Here is a 15,319-nt window from a genome sequence, read left to right on the forward strand (position 1 = left end):
CGGCCCAGGACCGGCGCGCCGATACCGCTACCTCAGACGGTATGCAGGTACCAGTTGTACTCGAGGTCGGAGATCGAGTGCTCGAACTCCTCCAGCTCGCTTTCCTTGCAGGCGACGAAGATGTCGATGTACTTCGGGTCGATGTACTTCGCCATGATCTCGCTTTCGTCCAGCTCGCGCAGGGCGTCGCGCAGGTTGTTCGGCAGGCTCGGCTCCATCTGCTCGTAGGAGTTGCCTTCGATCGGCGCGCCCGGCTCGACCTTGTTGGTCAGCCCGTGATGAACGCCTGCCAGCACCGCTGCCAGTAGCAGGTAGGGGTTGGCGTCGGCACCGGCCACCCGATGTTCCAGGCGTACCGCGTCCGGGCTGCCGGTGGGCACGCGCAGGGCCACGGTGCGGTTGTCCAGGCCCCAGCTCGGCGCGTTCGGCACGTAGAACTGCGAACCGAAGCGGCGGTAGGAGTTGACGTTCGGGCAGAGGAAGGCCATGGAGGCCGGCAGGGTCTCGAGCACACCGCCGATCGCATGGCGCAATGCGGCGTTCTGCTCGGGATCCTCGCTGGTGAAGATGTTGTTGCCATGCTTGTCGAGCAGCGAGATATGCACGTGCAGTCCGTTCCCGGCCTGGCCCGGATAGGGCTTGGCCATGAAGGTGGTGTCCATCTCGTGGTCGTAGGCGATGTTCTTGACCAGGCGCTTGAGCAGCACCGCGTGGTCGCAGGCCTTGAGGGCGTCGTTGACGTGGTTGAGGTTGACCTCGAACTGCGCCGGTGCGGATTCGGCGACGATGGCGTCGGCCGGGATGCCCTGGGCGCGGGCGCCGTCGATGATGTCCTGGAGGCACTCGACGTATTCGTCGAGGTCGTCGATGGAGTACACCTGCACCGACTGCGGACGTTTGCCGGAGATCGGCGAGCGCGGCGGTTGCGGCCGGCCGTTCACGTTCTCCTGGTCGATCAGGTAGAACTCCAGCTCGAAGGCGGCGACGATGGTCAGTTCCATCTCGGTGAACCTGGCCACCACCTGGCGCAGGACTTCGCGGGGGTCGGCGAAGAACGGTTCGCCTTCCAGTTCGTGCATGGTCATCAGCAGTTGCGCGGTCGGGCGCTTCTGCCAGGGTTCCATGGAGAGGGTGCCGGGGATCGGGTAGCAGATCCGGTCGGCGTCGCCGATGTCGAGACCCAGGCCGGTACTCTCTACGGTGGAGCCGGTGATATCGAGGGCGAACAGGGAAGCGGGGAGATTGATACCTTTTTCGAAGACTTTGTTCAGACTGTTGCGTTCGATCCGCTTGCCGCGAACCACGCCATTCATGTCTGCAATAAGGAGGTCGACGAACTGGACCTCGGGATGTTCCTTGAGGAACTCGCTCGGTTCAGTGAGCTGAACGGCACGCTGGGGTACCGACATGATGCAACACCTTTTTTGTTAAAAATTTCAATCATGCGGGGGGTAGGCTATGAGTCAATCCGAAAGCCTGTGGGATGTCAATAGCCGCCAAAAACGCCCTCTTGTGGGGCGTTGAGGCCGTTTTCAGGGCATTTTCGCCGGACGAAAAGCCGAAAAAAACCTCGCGTCGAAGGGGGTTCAGGAGTGCGTGTTCAATTTTTTACAGGCCTATTGTGTAAAAAAATGAACAACGCTAAGCTCGGCCAAACCCCATAACATCTACAAACAACGGGTGTCTCATGTCTCGCCTGCCGTTAATCGGCGTCACCGCCTGCACCAAGCAGATCGGTCTTCATCCCTACCACATTGCCGGCGACAAATATCTGCGTGCCGTCGTCAACGGCGCTGGCGGTCTCCCGCTGATCATTCCTGCGCTGGGCGAGTCGATCGACCAGGCAGCCCTGCTGGACAGCGTCGACGGCTTGCTCTTCACTGGCTCGCCGTCGAACGTCGAGCCCCGTCATTATAGTGGACCGGCGAGCGAGCCCGGCACCCTCCACGACTCCGACCGCGACGCCACCACGCTGCCGCTGGTCCGCGCCGCCATCGACGCCGGCATTCCGGTCCTCGGCATCTGCCGCGGTTTCCAGGAAATGAACGTGGCTTTCGGCGGCAGCCTGCACCAGAAGGTGCACGAGGTCGGAACCTTCATGGACCACCGCGAGCCGGCCGACCAGCCGCTCGAGGTTCAGTACGCGCCGCGCCATGCCATGCATGTGCAGCCGGGCGGAGTGCTCGCCGGTATCGGCTTGCCGAGCGAGTTCCAGGTCAATTCCATCCATGGCCAGGGCGTTGATCGTCTGGCGCCGGGCCTTCGAGTAGAAGCACTGGCGCCTGACGGGTTGGTCGAAGCCATCTCCGTAGAAGGTGCAAAAGCCTTCGCTCTTGGTGTGCAATGGCACCCGGAGTGGCAGGTTCTGACGAACCCCAACTATCTCGCTATCTTCCAGGCTTTCGGTAAGGCCTGCAGCAAGAGGGCGGGGCAACGTTGAGTCCGGCTGTTGGGGCCGGACTCTCAACCCTGAGGTCTTTATGACTACCAAGTTAGACCAGCTGACCAGCTGGCTGAAGGAACGCAAGATCACCGAAGTGGAATGCCTGATTTCCGATCTGACAGGCATCGCCCGCGGCAAGATCTCGCCGACCAACAAATTCATCGCGGAAAAGGGCATGCGCCTGCCGGAGAGCGTTCTGCTGCAGACCGTCACCGGCGACTACGTGGAAGACGACATTTACTACGACCTGCTCGACCCGGCCGACATCGATATGGTCTGCCGCCCGGACGAGAATGCCGTGTTCCTCGTCCCCTGGGCCATCGAGCCCACCGCGATGGTGATCCACGACACCTTCGACAAGCTCGGCAATCCCATCGAGCTGTCGCCGCGCAACATCCTCAAGCGCGTGTTGAAGATGTATGCCGACAAGGGCTGGCGGCCGATCGTGGCACCAGAGATGGAGTTCTACCTGACCAAGCGCAGCGACGACCCCGACTATCCGTTGCAGGCCCCGGTGGGCCGCTCCGGACGCCAGGAAACCGGGCGTCAGTCGTTCTCCATCGACGCCGCCAACGAGTTCGACCCGCTGTTCGAGGACATGTACGACTGGTGCGAGGCCCAGGGCCTTGACCTGGATACGCTGATCCACGAGGAAGGCACCGCGCAGATGGAGATCAACTTCCGTCATGGCGACGCCCTCGACCTGGCCGACCAGATCCTGGTGTTCAAGCGCACCATGCGCGAGGCCGCGCTCAAGCACAACGTCGCCGCGACCTTCATGGCCAAGCCGATGACCGGCGAGCCGGGCAGCGCGATGCACCTGCACCAGAGCATCGTCGACGTGAAGACCGGCAAGAACATCTTCTCCAATGCCGACGGCACCATGAGCGAGCTGTTCCTGCACCATATCGGCGGCCTGCAGAAGTTCATCCCGGAAGTGCTGCCGCTGTTCGCGCCCAACGTGAACTCGTTCCGCCGCTTCCTGCCCGATACCTCGGCGCCGGTGAACGTCGAGTGGGGCGAAGAGAACCGTACCGTCGGCCTGCGCGTGCCGGACTCCAGCCCGGAGAACCGCCGGGTCGAGAACCGTCTCGCCGGCGCCGACGCCAACCCTTACCTGGCGCTGGCTGCCAGCCTGCTGTGCGGCTACATCGGCATGGTCGAAGGCATCAAGCCGAGCGCCCAGGTCAAAGGTCGCGGCTATGAACGCCGCAACCTGCGCCTGCCGCTGACGATCGAAGCGGCGCTGGAGCGCATGGAGAACTGCAAGCCCCTCGAGCAGTATCTCGGCAGCAAGTTCATCAGCGGCTACGTCGCGGTGAAGCGTGCGGAGCACGAGAATTTCAAGCGGGTAATCAGCTCCTGGGAGCGGGAATTCCTCCTGCTTTCCGTTTGATCCTGACCGGGGGCGGCCGGCGTGGTCCGCCGCTCCCGGACAGTCTTGAATAGAAGAGGTGTGACATGAACAGCCAAATCACCAACGCCAAGACCCGTGAGTGGCAGGCGTTGAGCCGCGACCACCATCTGCCGCCGTTCACCGACTACAAGCAGTTGAACGAGAAGGGCGCGCGGATCATCACCAAGGCCGAAGGCGTCTATATCTGGGACAGCGAGGGCAACAAGATCCTCGATGCGATGGCCGGCCTCTGGTGCGTCAACGTCGGCTACGGCCGCGAGGAGCTGGTCCAGGCCGCCACCCGGCAGATGCGCGAGTTGCCGTTCTACAACCTGTTCTTCCAGACCGCCCACCCGCCGGTGGTCGAGCTGGCCAAGGCGATCGCCGACGTCGCTCCGGAAGGCATGAACCACGTGTTCTTCACCGGCTCCGGCTCCGAGGCCAACGACACCGTGCTGCGTATGGTCCGCCACTATTGGGCGACCAAGGGCCAGCCGCAGAAGAAAGTGGTGATCGGCCGCTGGAACGGCTACCACGGCTCCACCGTCGCCGGCGTCAGCCTGGGCGGCATGAAGGCGTTGCATGAGCAGGGTGATTTCCCCATCCCGGGCATCGTCCACATCGCCCAGCCCTACTGGTACGGCGAGGGCGGCGACATGTCGCCGGACGAGTTCGGCGTCTGGGCCGCCGAGCAGCTGGAGAAGAAGATTCTCGAAGTGGGCGAGGAAAACGTCGCCGCCTTCATCGCCGAGCCGATCCAGGGCGCCGGCGGCGTGATCGTCCCGCCGGACACCTACTGGCCGAAGATCCGCGAGATCCTCGCCAAGTACGACATCCTGTTCATCGCCGACGAAGTGATCTGCGGCTTCGGCCGTACCGGCGAGTGGTTCGGCAGCCAGTACTACGGCAACGCCCCGGACCTGATGCCGATCGCCAAGGGCCTCACCTCCGGCTACATCCCCATGGGCGGGGTGGTGGTGCGCGACGAGATCGTCGAAGTGCTCAACCAGGGCGGCGAGTTCTACCACGGCTTCACCTATTCCGGTCACCCGGTGGCGGCCGCCGTGGCCCTGGAGAACATCCGCATCCTGCGCGAAGAGAAGATCATCGAGAAGGTGAAGGCGGAAACGGCACCGTATTTGCAGAAGCGCTGGCAGGAGCTGGCCGACCACCCGTTGGTGGGCGAAGCGCGCGGGGTCGGCATGGTCGCCGCCCTGGAGCTGGTCAAGAACAAGAAGACCCGCGAGCGTTTCACCGACAAGGGCGTCGGGATGCTGTGCCGGGAACATTGTTTCCGCAACGGTTTGATCATGCGCGCGGTGGGCGACACTATGATTATCTCGCCGCCGCTGGTGATCGATCCGTCGCAGATCGATGAGTTGATCACCCTGGCGCGCAAGTGCCTCGATCAGACCGCCGCCGCCGTCCTGGCTTGAGTCCCTGAGCGGACTTTTGCCAGACTGCGCCAGTGCGTTGGCCAGGCTCACCGGGTGGTGACGCGATCGGTTGCGCCACCGCCCGGATACTTCAACAAAAATGGAGCTACCCCGCATGATGAAACGTTTCGGTAAGACCCTGCTCGCCCTGACCTTGGCGGGCTCTGTGGCCGGTATGGCGCAGGCTGCGGACAACAAGGTGCTGCACGTGTACAACTGGTCCGACTACATCGCGCCGGACACCCTGGAGAAGTTCACCAAGGAAACCGGGATCAAGGTCGTCTACGACGTCTACGACAGCAACGAAGTGCTGGAAGCCAAGTTGCTGGCGGGCAAGTCCGGGTACGACGTGGTGGTGCCGTCCAACTCCTTCCTCGCCAAGCAGATCAAGGCCGGGGTCTACCAGAAGCTCGACAAGTCCAAGCTGCCGAACTGGAAGAACCTGAACAAGGACCTGATGCACACCCTGGAAGTCAGCGACCCGGGCAACGAGCATGCGATTCCCTACATGTGGGGCACCATCGGCATCGGCTACAACCCGGACAAGGTCAAGGCGGCCTTCGGCGACAACGCGCCGGTGGATTCCTGGGACCTGGTATTCAAGCCGGAGAACATCCAGAAGCTGAAGCAGTGCGGCGTCAGCTTCCTCGACTCGCCGACCGAGATTCTCCCGGCGGCCCTGCACTATCTCGGCTACAAGCCGGACACCGACAATCCCAAGGAACTCAAGGCGGCCGAAGAGCTGTTCCTGAAGATCCGTCCCTACGTCACCTACTTCCACTCGTCGAAGTACATTTCCGACCTGGCCAACGGCAACATCTGCGTCGCCATCGGCTACTCCGGCGACATCTACCAGGCCAAGTCCCGCGCCGAAGAGGCGAAGAACAAGGTCACCGTCAAGTACAACATTCCCAAGGAAGGCGCCGGCAGCTTCTTCGACATGGTCGCCATTCCCAAGGACGCCGAGAACACCGAGGGCGCCCTGGCCTTCGTCAACTTCCTGATGAAGCCGGAAATCATGGCCGAGATCACCGACGTGGTTCAGTTCCCCAACGGCAACGTGGCGGCCACCCCGCTGGTGTCCGAGGCGATCCGCAACGACCCGGGCATCTACCCGAGCGAAGAGGTCATGAAGAAGCTGTATACCTTCCCCGACCTGCCGGCCAAGACCCAGCGGGCGATGACCCGCAGCTGGACCAAGATCAAGTCCGGCAAGTGATCCGCGAGGAGCCCGGCGGCGCCTGAAGCCGCCGGCGCTCCGGCACGAGAGAACCGGAACGCGGCCGGGTTTCCTCCGGCCGCGCTCCCCTGCGAAGAGGTTCGACTCTTTTGCCCGTTCGTCCAGACGCTTCCTCCTGGGGGCCCGACGACCGGACGCAGTATCGACGACGAAGACGCTGCCATGGGCGCTGCGCCAATCTGCCGCGCCGGGGCCGGTCGTGTCGCTCGCACCGGGGCCGAGGGCCCGGAAAACCTGAAACCAACACGCCGGTAGGGAACCCAGCTCACTCATGTTTCCCGGCGGAATCGTCGGGTTGTCATGAAACCCGAGTGATCTGGGCTTACATCGGCACTTGAAGAACACGGGTCGAACAGGCAGGGTGCTGCCGTGAAAAGGCCCGGAACAGGAGTCGGACATGCAACATTCCATTGGCAAGACACTGCTGGTAGCCGCTCTGGCTACGGCGATCGCGGGCCCCGTGCAGGCGGAGAAGAAGAGCCTGCACATCTATAACTGGACCGATTACATCGCTCCCACCACCCTCAAGGACTTCACCAAGGAGAGCGGGATCGACGTCAGCTACGACGTCTTCGACTCCAACGAGACCCTCGAGGGCAAGCTGGTCTCCGGCCACTCCGGCTATGACATCGTGGTGCCGTCGAACAACTTCCTCGGCAAGCAGATCCAGGCCGGTGCCTTCCAGAAGCTGGACAAGAGCAAGCTGCCGAACTGGAAGAACCTCGATCCGGCGCTGCTCAAGCAACTGGAGGTCAGCGACCCGGGCAACCAGTACGCGGTTCCCTACCTGTGGGGCACCAACGGCATCGGTTACAACGTGGCCAAGGTCAAGGAAGTCCTCGGTGACCAGCCGATCGACTCCTGGGCCATCCTCTTCGAGCCGGAGAACATGAAGAAGCTCGCCAAGTGCGGCGTGGCCTTCATGGACAGCGGCGACGAGATGCTGCCCGCCGCCCTCAACTACCTGGGGCTGGACCCCAACACCCACGACCCGAAGGACTACAAGAAGGCCGAGGAAGTCCTGACCAAGGTTCGCCCCTACGTCAGCTACTTCCACTCCTCCAAGTACATCTCCGACCTGGCCAACGGCAACATCTGCGTCGCCTTCGGCTATTCCGGGGACGTCTTCCAGGCCGCTGCCCGCGCCGAAGAGGCCGGCAAGGGCATCGACATCCAGTACGTGATTCCCAAGGAAGGCGCCAACCTGTGGTTCGACCTGATGGCGATTCCCGCCGATGCCAAGGCCGCCGATAACGCCTACGCGTTCATCGACTACCTGCTGCGTCCGGAGGTGATCGCCAAGGTCAGCGACTACGTCGGCTACGCCAACGCGATACCGGGGGCCCGCCCGCTGATGGACAAGAGCGTCAGCGACAGCGAGGAGGTGTATCCGCCGCAGGCCGTGCTCGACAAGCTCTACGTTTCCGCCGTGTTGCCGGCCAAGGTGCTGCGCCTGCAGACCCGTACCTGGACCCGGATCAAGACCGGCAAATAAGTTCAAATTCCGCCCGGTAGCGTGACCGGGCTCAACGACTTGGGAGTTGTGGTAATGGCGATAGCCTCCGGTGCCTACAAGAAAGCCCTAGAGGGCAACCAGCAGCCGAAAGAGGTGCTGGTAAAGATCGACCGGGTAACCAAGCAGTTCGACGAGACGCTGGCGGTGGACACCGTGTCCCTGACCATCAACAAGGGCGAGATCTTCGCCCTGCTCGGCGGCTCCGGCTCGGGTAAATCCACCCTGTTGCGCATGCTCGCCGGTTTCGAGCGGCCCACCGAGGGGCGGATCTTCCTCGATGGCCAGGACATCACCGACCTGCCGCCCTACGAGCGGCCGATCAACATGATGTTCCAGTCCTATGCGCTGTTCCCGCACATGAGCGTGGCGCAGAACATCGCCTTCGGCCTCAAGCAGGACGGCCTGCCCAAGGCCGAGATCGACGAGCGCGTGGCCGAGATGCTCAAGCTGGTGCACATGACCCAGTACGCCAAGCGCAAGCCGCACCAGCTCTCCGGCGGCCAGCGCCAGCGGGTGGCCCTGGCCCGTTCGCTGGCCAAGCGGCCGAAGCTGCTGCTGCTCGACGAGCCGATGGGCGCGCTGGACAAGAAGCTGCGCTCGCAGATGCAACTGGAACTGGTGGAGATCATCGAGCGCGTCGGCGTGACCTGCGTGATGGTGACCCACGACCAGGAAGAGGCCATGACCATGGCCCAGCGCATCGCCATCATGCACCTGGGCTGCATCGAGCAGATCGGCAGCCCGATGGACATCTACGAGACCCCGGCGAGCCGCCTGGTCTGCGAGTTCATCGGCAACGTCAACCTGTTCGACGGCGTGCTGGTGGAGGACGTGCAGGACCATGCGGTGATCGCCTGCCCGCAGCTGGAGAACCCGATCTACATCGGCCACGGCATCAGCACCCGCGCCGAGGACAAGCGCATCACCTACGCGCTGCGGCCGGAGAAAGTGATGATCAGCGCGCAGAAGCCGGACAACCTGGAACACGCCGGGCACAACTGGGCCCAGGGCACCGTCTACGACATCGCCTACCTTGGCGGCCACTCGGTGTACTACATCAAGCTGGCCTCCGGGATGATCGTCCAGGCCTTCATGGCCAACGCCGAGCGCCACGTCGCCCGGCCGACCTGGGACCAGTCGGTGTACATCAGCTGGTACGACGACAGCGGCGTGGTACTGCAGTCATGAAATTCGCCAACAGCCTGAAAAAGCGCATGCCCACCGGGCGGCATGCGGTCATCGGGGTGCCGTTCCTGTGGCTCTTCCTGTTCTTCCTGCTGCCCTTCGCCATCGTGCTGAAGATCAGCCTGGCGGAAGCGGACGTGGCCATCCCGCCCTACACCGAGATCTTCGCCTACGCGGACCAGCAGTTGCAGGTGCTCCTCAACCTCGGCAACTACCTGATGCTGACCGATGACCCGCTCTACATCGATGCCTACCTCGGCTCGCTGAAGATGGCCTTCATCAGTACCCTGATCTGCCTGCTGGTGGGCTACCCGATGGCCTACGCCATCGCCCGCTCCAGCCAGTCCTCGCAGACCGTCCTGCTGCTGCTGATCATGATGCCGACCTGGACGGCGATCCTGATCCGGGTCTATGCCTGGATGGGCATCCTTTCCAACAACGGCCTGCTCAACAGCGTACTGATGGGGCTGGGGCTCATCAGCGAGCCGCTGACCATCCTCAATACCAACATCGCGGTGTACATCGGCATCGTCTATTCCTACCTGCCGTTCATGATCCTGCCGCTCTACGCCAACCTGGTGAAGCACGACCCGAGCCTGCTGGAGGCCGCTTCCGACCTGGGCGCGCGTAACTTCACCAGCTTCTGGAAGATCACCGTGCCGCTGTCGAAGAACGGCATCATCGCCGGCTGCATGCTGGTGTTCATCCCGGCGGTGGGCGAGTTCGTCATCCCGGAACTGCTCGGCGGCCCCGAGACCCTGATGATCGGCAAGGTGCTCTGGCAGGAGTTCTTCAACAACCGCGACTGGCCGGTGGCGTCCGCCCTGGCGGTGGTGATGCTGGCGATCCTGATCATCCCGATCATCCTGTTCAACAAGAACCAGGCCAAAGAACTGGAGGGCAAGGTATGAGCCAGCACAGCGTATCCCGCTCCGTATCCCGTTCAACAGGCTCTCCATCCAGAAGCGTGGCCAAAGAACTGGAGGGCAAGGTATGAAGCGCTGGAATTTCTCCAACGTCATGCTGATCGTCGGCCTGCTCTTCATCTACCTGCCGATGCTGATCCTGGTGATCTATTCGTTCAACGCCTCCAAGCTGGTGACGGTGTGGGGCGGCTGGTCGGTGAAGTGGTACGTCGGCCTGCTGGACAACACCCAACTGGTCAGCTCGGTCGGACGCTCCCTGGAGATCGCCTTCTATACGGCGTTCTCCTCGGTGCTCCTCGGCACCCTGGCGGCCTTCGTCCTCACCCGCATCCCGCGCTTCCGCGGTCGTACGCTGTTCGGCGGCATGGTCACCGCGCCGCTGGTGATGCCGGAAGTGATCACCGGCCTGTCGCTGCTGCTGTTGTTCGTGGCCATGGCGCAACTGATCGGCTGGCCGCAGGAACGGGGTATCGTGACCATCTGGATCGCCCACACCAGCTTCTGCTCGTCCTACGTGGCGGTGGTGGTGTCGGCGCGCCTGCGTGAACTCGACCTGTCGATCGAGGAAGCGGCGATGGACCTGGGCGCCAAGCCCTGGAAGGTGTTCCTGCTGATCACCATCCCGATGATCGCGCCCTCGCTGGCGGCGGGCGGCATGATGTCCTTCGCCCTGTCGCTGGACGACCTGGTACTGGCCAGCTTCGTCTCCGGACCCGGCTCGACCACCTTGCCGATGGAAGTGTTCTCGGCGGTACGCCTGGGCGTGAAGCCGGAGATCAACGCGGTGGCCAGCCTGATCCTGCTGAGCGTTTCGCTGTTCACCTTCTTCGCCTGGTACTTCACCCGCCAGGCCGAGGAGCGGCGTCGCCGGGCGATCCAGCAGGCGATGGAAGAGACCGCGACCGACTGGCAGAAAGGCTCGCCGACCCCGGCCTGAGCCCTCCGCCGAAAAGAAAAGGCCACCTGCGGGTGGCCTTTTTCATTGGCGCGTCGGTGGCGGGAAATGCCTGGCTACGCTCCGTAGGGCGACGCCCGAGGCGTTATCCGCCGATAGCCCGTTGTATCCGGCGGACAACCACCATGCGGCTACTCGCCCGACCCCACGCCGGCCGGCTCAGCGCTTCGGCTCCAGCACCAGCACGCCCTTGCTGTTCGCCTTCACCTCGTTTTCCTCGTAGTGCTGCGGCAGGTAGTGGCCCTCGATGTAGGCCTCGGCCTGGTCGTCGTAGTGGCCGTCGAAGGGCACGCCGCTCTGCCCGACCGGGTTGATGCCGAGGCTGTGGGTCGGGTCGGCGAAGTCCACCAGGCGCCGGGTCGATGGACCGTAGGTGACCGCCCAGGGGGCCGGGCCGATCTTCGCCGACAGATTGTTCGGTACCTCGTGGGTGCCGGGGGCGGCGAACGGACCGACGTTGAGAAGGCGCTTGAGCAGCGCCTGCTGGCCCAGGGCGTGCTCGTGGGTCAGGGTATGCGCCTTGCCCCACAGCCAGCCGGACGGGTCGTTGCCGAGGGTGCCGCGCAGATGCGCGAGGGAGGCGTTCCAGGCGGTCCTGACGATATCCGCGCGGGTTTCCCGGCGTTCTGTGCGGCGGTCGTCCCACCAGGGCGAGTCGGCGTCGCCAGCCAGCCGAGGCAGCGCGCTGTCGATGGCGCGGGTGGCGATCAGGCTGTCGAAGAAGGCATCGCCCAGTTCGTCGTGCAAGGCGCCCTCGGCAATCTGGAACAGCAACTGGTTGAACAGCGTGGCGGCGGTCGAGTCGACCGGGTAGTCGCCGTTCCAGGCCGCCAGTTGCTCGACCAGGCGCTTGCCTTCGGCGTCGTCGACCACCTCGCGCAGGACCGGCAGCAAGGGTGCGAGCAGGCGTGGCGCGTAGCCGGTGCGATTGCCGAGTTGCAGCGCGCGGCTGTTGTCCAGGTTCCATTTGGTGCCGCGGTCGGCCAGTTGGGTATCCAGCCACTGGCCGCGGTCCGCCAGGTTGTAGTAGCCGGGAATCGGCCGGCCATTGGCCGGGACCGGCTGGAAGTTGGCGGAGACGATATAGCCGCGCGCCGGGTTTTCCTCCTGTGGGTTGTCGGCGAACGGATAGAAGCCGGACTTGTCCGCCTCGCCCTTGCTGCCGTCGAGGATGAAGCTCGGGTTCACCCCCTCCGGCCGCTTCGGCAGGGCCGCCGAGGCCCACCAGCCGATATCGCCGGCGGCGTTGGCCCAGACCAGGTTGAGTCCCGGCGAATGGATCTTCGAGGCCGCCGCGCGGGCCTTGGCCAGGGTATCGGCGCGATTCAGCTGGTAGAAGGCGTCGAGCACCGGGTTCTCGGTCTCGAGGAAAGCCCACCACATGGCGATCGGGGTCTTGCCGGAGCTGGCGCCGAGCGCGTCGTTGACGATCGGACCGTGGGGCGAGCGGCGCAGGGTGAGCTTCACCGGCGCAGCGCCCTTGACCGCGATTTCCTGCTCCTCGCTCTGCAGGTCGACCCATTCGCCCTGGTACCAGACCTGGTTGGGGTTGTCCGGGTTGACCTTCTCGGCGACCAGGTCGAGGTCGTCGTTCTGGAACATCGTCAGGCTCCAGCCGAACGCACGGTTGTGGCCCAGCGAGGCGAAGGGGTTGAGCGCCTGGTGGTGGCCATAGAGTTCGAAGCCGGGCGCGCTCAGCTGGGCCTCGTACCATACCGCCGGCGCGGCGAAGCGGATATGCGGGTCGCCGGCCAGCAGGGGCTTGCCGCTGGCGGTGCGGCTGCCGGCGACGACCCAGGCGTTGCTGCCCTCGAACTGCGGCAGGCCGGCGTCCTCCAGGGCCTGCTGGCTGAGACGGGCGAGGGCGCCGAGGTCCTTCCAGTCGCCGGCGCCCAGTGCGCCGGAGGGCGTCAGCACGCCCTGCGGATGCCAGTCGAGATCGAAGATGCGCAGGTAGTCGCTGCCCAGTTCGTCGCGGATGTAGGTCAGCACCGGCTCGGTGCGGAAGGCGGCAGCGAAGCTGTAGGCCATGTAGCCGGCGATGCTCAGGGTATCTTCGGGGGTGAAGGGACGCCTGGGTATGCCCAGCAGATCGAATTCGAGCGGCGCCGGGTTGTTTTCCTGGAACTGGTTGACCCCGTCCAGGTAGGCCTCCAGCACTTTCCAGGGCTGCGACTGCTTGTCCTGGCGGGCGCTGTATTCGGCGGCGTGGTCGCGGATGCGCAGGGTGCGGAACAGACGGTCGGTATCCACCAGCTTGGGTCCGAGCACTTCGGCCAGCTCGCCGCGCGCCAGGCGCCGCAGCATTTCCATCTGGAACAGGCGGTCCTGGGCGTGCACGTAGCCGAGGGCGCGGTAGAGGTCGGTCTGGTTCTGCGCATACAGGTGCGGAACCCCGCGCTCGTCGTAGCGCACGTCGACCGGCGCCTGCAGGTGGGCCACGGCGAGCGAGCCGTTGCGGAGCGGCTGCTTGGCATGGAGGTACCAGGCGCCGCCGGCAGCCGCGGCGGCGACCGCCACGGCGATCACGGTCAGGGTGCGTTTCATCGATCCTTTCTCCTTGTTGTAGTGCCGAGCATTCTGCGGATGCCGCCGGCCCGCGGCATTGACCGAATGCTCGGACCCTGGAAGTCTTTGGTCAATCGCGAGGAGCCGCCATGCAGGACGACCCGTCTACCAGCCCCCTGACCCATTCCGCCACGTTGCGGCGTCTGTTGTATGAAGCCCTGGACGCCCTCGGGCTCGACCCCACCCGCGTCTACCGCAGCGTCTACCGGCGTATCCCGCTGCCGCCGCCGACCCTGGGCGGCCGCCTGGTGCATGACAACGCCCCGTTGTTCTGGACCGAACTGGCGGCGGTGACCGGCGATGCCGACATCGGCCTGCACCTGGGCGAGGCAATGAAGCCGCGCCTGCTCGATGTGGTCGGCTACCTGCTGCTGTCCGCGCGCGACCTGGAGGAGGCGCTGCGCAGCTTCGTGCGTTTCCAGCACATTCTCTCCGGCGGTTTCGCCGCGCGCCTCGAGGTCGAAGGGGAAACGGCAAGGCTGATCCTCGACATCAACTACCTGGGCTATGCCTCGCTGCGCCAGCAGATCGAATGCCTGATGCTGCTGTTCCTCAAGCTGCTGGCGCTGATCAGCGACGACGAGTTCGTCGCCGAGCGCATCGAGTTCCGCCACCGAGCCCCGCCGCGGCTGGGCGAACACCGCCGGTTGTTCGGCAGGCTGCCGCTGTTCTCGCGGCCGCACGATGCCCTGGTGTTTTCCGCCGCCTTGCTGCGGCGTCCTTCGCGCAACGCCAATCCGGACATGCATGACGTGCTGACCCGCCACGCGGAAGAACAGTCCCGCGAACTCAGCGAGAACCGCTTGCTCAATCGCGTGCGCTACCTGATCGAGCTGCGCCTCGGGGAGGGCTATGGCTTGCGCCAGTGCGCGGCGGAGCTGGGCCTTGGCAGCGGTGCCTTGCAGCGTGCGCTGGCCGCTGGGGGAGCGAGTTTCCGGCAGGTTCGCGATGAGGTTCGCCGGCAGCGGGCGAGCGAGATGCTGTTGGCCGGTCGCGCCATCCGCGAGGTGGCCAAGGCTTGCGGGTTCGCCGAGCTGTCGCCGTTCTACCGGGCCTTTCGCCGCTGGCACGCCGCGCCCCCGGAGCAATACAGGGCGCGGCTGGCGAAGCGGGAAGAGGGTTACTCGACCAGCGGTACCTGACGGCCGATCTCCAGGGTGGCGATGGCGTCGAGCTGGATCTCGATCTGCAGGAAGCGCATGGCGCGCTTGGGCGAGACGTTCTTGGCGATGCGCTTGACGTACTTGTCGCGCAGTTCCAGACGGTCCTCCTGGAGGTCGTCGACACGCTCGATCAGCTTGCTCGCCTGGTCGTCGCTGACGTTGCCGCTGTTGTAGGCCTGGGCGTAGTCGAGCAGGAGCCTGAGGGTTTCCTTGCTGAGCTTGTCCGACTCGGTGCGGTAGGTGTTGTAGATCGGCCAGAACTTCTCGCCTTCCTGGTCGGTGAGGTTCATGTTGGCCTCGACGATGCGCTTGCGCTTGTAGTCGACGTCGGCCAGGTCGTTCTGGATCTGCGCCTGGTGCTCCTTCATCAGTTCCTTGCTGCTGGGCTGAGGGTCGTTCTGGGCGGCCATCAGTGGCAGGCTGACGAGGGCGAGCAGGGCGAGGGTGGGACGTAGGGACATGCAGCGACTCCTTGGTTCGGCAACGGCCCC

Annotated in this window: 12 protein-coding genes; 9 read left to right on the forward strand and 3 right to left on the reverse strand. The window is 64.4% G+C overall.

What is annotated here, in order from left to right:
- Positions 1–32: 32 nt before the first annotated feature.
- A complete protein-coding gene (locus AC1RB9_RS01525; protein WP_003112937.1) occupies positions 33–1,409 on the reverse strand; it encodes a glutamine synthetase family protein in 1,377 nt (458 codons plus the stop codon).
- A gap of 278 nt (positions 1,410–1,687) precedes the next feature.
- On the opposite strand from AC1RB9_RS01525, the gene AC1RB9_RS01530 reads away from it, so the two are divergent.
- From AC1RB9_RS01530 to AC1RB9_RS01565, 8 genes are all read left to right on the forward strand, one after another.
- Positions 1,688–2,440 carry a gamma-glutamyl-gamma-aminobutyrate hydrolase family protein gene (locus tag AC1RB9_RS01530; RefSeq protein WP_003112938.1) on the forward strand — a complete coding sequence of 251 codons (753 nt, stop codon included), beginning with the start codon at positions 1,688–1,690 and terminating at the stop codon, positions 2,438–2,440.
- 40 nt (positions 2,441–2,480) lie between these two features.
- On the forward strand, positions 2,481–3,839 hold the full coding sequence (locus AC1RB9_RS01535) for a glutamine synthetase family protein (RefSeq protein ID WP_003084290.1): 1,359 nt from the start codon (positions 2,481–2,483) through the stop codon (positions 3,837–3,839).
- A 65-nt stretch (positions 3,840–3,904) separates the two neighbouring features.
- Complete coding sequence (gene spuC / locus AC1RB9_RS01540) at positions 3,905–5,275, forward strand: putrescine--pyruvate aminotransferase (RefSeq protein ID WP_003084297.1); 1,371 nt, start codon at positions 3,905–3,907, stop codon at positions 5,273–5,275.
- 115 nt (positions 5,276–5,390) lie between these two features.
- Positions 5,391–6,494, forward strand: a complete 1,104-nt coding sequence (gene spuD, locus AC1RB9_RS01545) for a putrescine-binding protein SpuD (RefSeq protein ID WP_003162095.1) — start codon at positions 5,391–5,393, stop codon at positions 6,492–6,494.
- A gap of 418 nt (positions 6,495–6,912) precedes the next feature.
- Positions 6,913–8,010: a spermidine-binding protein SpuE gene (gene spuE, locus AC1RB9_RS01550; protein ID WP_003084301.1), complete on the forward strand. Its 1,098-nt coding sequence runs from the start codon at positions 6,913–6,915 to the stop codon at positions 8,008–8,010.
- Positions 8,011–8,064: 54 nt separating this feature from the next.
- Positions 8,065–9,219 carry a polyamine ABC transporter ATP-binding protein gene (potA, locus tag AC1RB9_RS01555; protein ID WP_003084303.1) on the forward strand — a complete coding sequence of 385 codons (1,155 nt, stop codon included), beginning with the start codon at positions 8,065–8,067 and terminating at the stop codon, positions 9,217–9,219.
- A gap of 26 nt (positions 9,220–9,245) precedes the next feature.
- Complete coding sequence (locus AC1RB9_RS01560) at positions 9,246–10,127, forward strand: ABC transporter permease subunit (RefSeq protein ID WP_003121722.1); 882 nt, start codon at positions 9,246–9,248, stop codon at positions 10,125–10,127.
- Positions 10,128–10,209: 82 nt separating this feature from the next.
- The gene (locus tag AC1RB9_RS01565) at positions 10,210–11,079 is read left to right on the forward strand and encodes an ABC transporter permease subunit (RefSeq protein WP_003084307.1); all 870 of its coding nucleotides are present in this window, start codon (positions 10,210–10,212) and stop codon (positions 11,077–11,079) included.
- 177 nt (positions 11,080–11,256) lie between these two features.
- Here the strand turns inward: AC1RB9_RS01565 and hacB are convergent, their stop codons facing one another.
- Positions 11,257–13,644 (reverse strand): N-acylhomoserine lactone acylase HacB, encoded by a 2,388-nt coding sequence (hacB, locus tag AC1RB9_RS01570; protein ID WP_003459214.1) that lies wholly within the window; start codon positions 13,642–13,644, stop codon positions 11,257–11,259.
- 110 nt (positions 13,645–13,754) lie between these two features.
- On the opposite strand from hacB, the gene AC1RB9_RS01575 reads away from it, so the two are divergent.
- Complete coding sequence (locus AC1RB9_RS01575; RefSeq protein WP_003112941.1) at positions 13,755–14,807, forward strand: AraC family transcriptional regulator; 1,053 nt, start codon at positions 13,755–13,757, stop codon at positions 14,805–14,807.
- On the opposite strand, the gene AC1RB9_RS01580 is transcribed toward AC1RB9_RS01575, so the two are convergent.
- On the reverse strand, positions 14,786–15,289 hold the full coding sequence (locus AC1RB9_RS01580; protein WP_003110710.1) for a transcriptional regulator: 504 nt from the start codon (positions 15,287–15,289) through the stop codon (positions 14,786–14,788). The two genes, AC1RB9_RS01575 and AC1RB9_RS01580, sit on opposite strands and share 22 nt — an antisense overlap.
- Between the last annotated feature and the right edge of the window lie 30 nt (positions 15,290–15,319).

It is taken from the genome of Pseudomonas sp. 20-5 (assembly GCF_056782835.1).

Coding starts and splice junctions, on each gene's coding strand:
- AC1RB9_RS01525 (WP_003112937.1), bottom strand. CDS start 1,409: ATGTCGGTACCCCAGCGTGCCGTTCAGCTCACTGAACCGAGCGAGTTC.
- AC1RB9_RS01530 (WP_003112938.1), top strand. CDS start 1,688: ATGTCTCGCCTGCCGTTAATCGGCGTCACCGCCTGCACCAAGCAGATC.
- AC1RB9_RS01535 (WP_003084290.1), top strand. CDS start 2,481: ATGACTACCAAGTTAGACCAGCTGACCAGCTGGCTGAAGGAACGCAAG.
- spuC (WP_003084297.1), top strand. CDS start 3,905: ATGAACAGCCAAATCACCAACGCCAAGACCCGTGAGTGGCAGGCGTTG.
- spuD (WP_003162095.1), top strand. CDS start 5,391: ATGATGAAACGTTTCGGTAAGACCCTGCTCGCCCTGACCTTGGCGGGC.
- spuE (WP_003084301.1), top strand. CDS start 6,913: ATGCAACATTCCATTGGCAAGACACTGCTGGTAGCCGCTCTGGCTACG.
- potA (WP_003084303.1), top strand. CDS start 8,065: ATGGCGATAGCCTCCGGTGCCTACAAGAAAGCCCTAGAGGGCAACCAG.
- AC1RB9_RS01560 (WP_003121722.1), top strand. CDS start 9,246: ATGCCCACCGGGCGGCATGCGGTCATCGGGGTGCCGTTCCTGTGGCTC.
- AC1RB9_RS01565 (WP_003084307.1), top strand. CDS start 10,210: ATGAAGCGCTGGAATTTCTCCAACGTCATGCTGATCGTCGGCCTGCTC.
- hacB (WP_003459214.1), bottom strand. CDS start 13,644: ATGAAACGCACCCTGACCGTGATCGCCGTGGCGGTCGCCGCCGCGGCT.
- AC1RB9_RS01575 (WP_003112941.1), top strand. CDS start 13,755: ATGCAGGACGACCCGTCTACCAGCCCCCTGACCCATTCCGCCACGTTG.
- AC1RB9_RS01580 (WP_003110710.1), bottom strand. CDS start 15,289: ATGTCCCTACGTCCCACCCTCGCCCTGCTCGCCCTCGTCAGCCTGCCA.